The following is a 3688-nucleotide window of genomic DNA, read 5'->3' as shown; positions in this document are numbered from 1 at the left end:
TCCATGTCATCGGAATCATCCATGTCATCGGAATCATCCATGTCATCGGAATCATCCATGTCATCGGAATCATCCATATCATCGGAATCATCCATATCATCGGAATCATCCATATCATCGGAATCATCCATATCATCGGAATCATCCATGTCATCGGAATCATCCATGTGGTCTACCTTAAAGTCATCACCGATGAGCAGGTCATTTTGATGAGCGCCGATGAGAGTATCATCGTCCATGCCACCGATAATGGTGTCTTTTTGGTTGCCACCTTCGAGGACATCATTGCCTTCGAGACCGAAGATCAGGTCTTTGCGCTTGTCACCGGTGAGGGTATCGTCACCTGCGCCACCCACGAGGATTTCTTGTTTCTTCTGTGCCTTGAGAGAAACGCCATCATCGCTATCGGCAAAGAGGGCTTTTTTCTCATCCGCCTCGATACCATCCACTGCGGGGAGTTCCAACTCCAACTCGTCGCAATGGGGGATAGAGGTGGTAATTTCCTCTGGAGGGGCGATCGGCAGACCTTCCATCTGACCCACGAGGACGTAGTGTTCGTACAGACTCTCGTATTCGAGACCTTCGCCAATTTCGGCGAGGGTGTCTTCATCCAAGACAGACTCGTAGAATTCGGCGTCAAACTCTCCAGTGGCAATCAGACCGGCAGACAATCCCACGGCAATAAAGTGGGCGAAGGCGCTGCTGTATTCGCCGGAGTCGAGAGCTTCCTGAACTCCTTCTTGTTCCAGATAAGTCTGTTCGTCAAACCACGCAGTTGCCACATGACCTTCCGAGAGTCCAACCTGCACGAAGTAGGCAAAGGCGCTGCTGTATTTGCCAGATTCGACGAATTCGGCGACTTCGGGATATTGTTCCAGATAGTAGTCTTCGTCAAACACCGGATTAGCAATCAGGCCCTCAGACAGTCCCACCTCAATAAAGTGGGCAAAGGCGCTGGTGTATTCGCCAGATTCGACTAATTGGGCGACTTCGGGATATTGTTCCAGATAGAACTGGGCATCGAACAGGGGGTTGGGACTGAGACCTTCTGCTTCGCCGACTTGCAGATAGTGGTCTAACGCACTGCTGTATTCGCCACTTTCGATGAGATCTGCGACTTCAGGATTTTCGCTGAGATAGTAGTCCGCATCGAACAGAGTGGAGATCGTGGTAATTTCGTCAACCTCGACCTCTTCTAGCAGGTCATCGCTGACAGTGGGAGTTTCCACCACCTCGAAGTTTTCCGCCGTCAGTTGCGCCTCATGGATGATAGTAATCGAGAATTCAGCACTCAAGTGGATGACCGTGGAGAACTTGGTCGCGATCGCGCCATCTTCTTGTTCGATCTCGATTTCTGTAGTTTCGGCGTTGTCGAGAATTTCTTCGCCGCTCAAACCGATCCCAGCAATTTGCAGGGTATCTTCTGCGGGGTTGAAGTCCAAGAGAGTATCTTGGTGTTTCTTCTCTACACCAGCAGGGTCGATGACAAAGATATCGCTACCTGCGCCGCCGACAAGGGTATCTGGCCCTTCGCCACCATAGAGCAGGTCATTACCTTCGCCACCCATCAGCAGGTCTTTTTCTTCGCCGCCGAGGAGGGTATCGTCTCCTTCTCCACCTACGAGGCTATCTTTTTCTTTGCCGCCGACGAGCAGATCGTTACCTTCGTCGCCGGAGAGGAGGTCTTTCTCATCGCCGCCGAACAGACTATCGTCTCCCGCGCCACCGAAGAGGGTGTCTTTTTCTTTGGCACCCACGAGCATATCGTCGCCGTCTTCACCAAAGATCTGGTCTTTTCCTTTGGATCCGATTACGGTATCGTTGCCTGCAGCGCCGACAATGGCTTCTTCACTTTCATCGCCAGTCAGCAGGTCATCGCCTTCGCTACCGATGAGTACGCTGTCGCTATCGAGGTCCTCAACAACGAAGCTATCTAACCCGAGATCCGCAGGGTCGGGAATGTCGATGTCTTCGGAAGCGATAATCCCTTGTTCGATGCCGACTTGGACGAAGTAGGCAAAGACACTGGGGTATTCTTTTCCTTCGCCGATTTGGGCTTTTTGTTCTTCGGTGAGCTGACTTTCGACCAATTCGGCATTAAATTCCGCACTGGCGGTGATGCCGATTTCTAACCCGATGGAAATGAAGTGGGTGTAAGCAATTTGGAAGATTTGGCCTTCCGTGGCATCTGCGGGAATTTCCGGCAGTTCGACTTCCGAATCGGGGTTTTCCTCGGCAAACTGTTCGAGTTGGTCGAGATAGAATTGTGCGTCGAAATACGGCAGGGGATTGGTGCCTTCTTCGATGCCGACTTCGATGAAATATTCAAAGGCACTGCTGTATTCGCCACTGACGAGCAGTTGTTGAACTTGGGGATATTGTTCGAGGAAATATTCTTGGTCAAAGAAGGGGGTGGGAACGTCGCCTTCGGTTTTCCCTTTTTTCAGGTAGTAGTCGAGGGGATTTTCGTATTCGCCTAATTCGATGAGTTCCTGAATTTTCGGATTGTTTTTCAGGTAAAATCCGAAGTCAAACAGTGGGCTAAAGCTGACTTGACTGAGTTGCTCGTCGAATTGTCCTTCTTGGAGGTAGTATTCGATGACGGTGCGATATTGACCCCCTTCGCCAATCTGTTGCTGAATGTCTTCGGGCAATTGAGAGAGGAAAAAGTCGGGGTTAAACAGTCCGCTGCTTTCGACTTCTTGTTCTTGTTCGGTGGGTGGGGCGGGTTCTTCTGCACTCGGATCCGGAATTTCGTCGATGACTACGGGGGGCAGATCGCCGATGGTTTCGCCGTCGGTTTCGCTGTCTTCTCCGGCTTCCTCTTCGGTATCTTCGGTATCTTCGGTATCGGTGACTTCTTCGCTTTCGTCATCGGGGGTTTCATCGGCCTCATCGGTGGTTTCTTCACTGTCCTCACCGCTTTCTTCCGCATCTTCGGCGGCTTCTTCTTCGGTGGGGCTAGCGGTGCGACCTTCTTCGAGACCAAATGCGAGGAAGTGTTCCAAGAGACTGTCGATTAAACCTTGTTGGAATGCTTCGGCAATATCTTGGTATTGTTCTAGGTAAAATTGGGCGTCAAACTGGCTGCTGAAGGTCCGAACTTCAAAGCGACCAAATAGGAAAAAGTGCTGCAGCCCGCTGGTAAATTCACCCGCCCCAACGGCTTGTTCGACGTCGGGGTTAAATTCGAGATATTCTTGTTCGTTGTAAGCGGCGTTAGGCGAGCGATTTTCGTTTTGCCCGTAGAGCAGGAAGTGTTGCAGTTCGCTGGCGAAATCTCCATTGGCGATCGCATCGGCAACATCGGGATTGCTTTCGCCATAAAATGTGGCCTGGAACCCGACGAGAACGGTGCGGCTGCGTTCTTTATAGCCAAATTTGACGGCATGTTTTAGCCCGCTTTCAAAGTCTCCTTGGGCTACGGCTTCCGCTACATCGGGGTTATTGGCGAGGTATTCTTCTTCATTGAAATAAGGCGCGATCGCTTCCTCGACTTCCGCCTCCATTTCGTCTTCGCCTTCCATTCCCACCGGGGTCATCCCGCTTTCTTCGCTCATCTCGCTGTCTGGCGTTTCGGTGGTGGTGACTTCCCCTTCAGCGGTTTCGCTTTCTTCGGTCATTTCTTCTTCCATGACCGTCTCTTCTTCAGCGGTTTCGCTCTCTTCTTCGGTCATTTCTTCTTCCA

General features: G+C 51.2%; 1 protein-coding gene. It reads right to left on the bottom strand.

Translation table 11 applies throughout. From position 1 onward, the window contains the following. Window positions 1-3677 (bottom strand): calcium-binding protein (locus LKK83_RS00855; protein WP_324628833.1); only part of this gene is annotated, 3677 nt, incomplete at its 3' end. Window positions 3678-3688: the final 11 nt, after the last annotated feature.

Origin of the sequence: Phormidium sp. CCY1219, from assembly GCF_035615515.1 — a bacterium.
In the GTDB taxonomy this organism is placed as follows: domain Bacteria; phylum Cyanobacteriota; class Cyanobacteriia; order Cyanobacteriales; family Laspinemataceae; genus CCY1219.
This window is presented reverse-complemented; position numbering and strand designations above follow the sequence as displayed.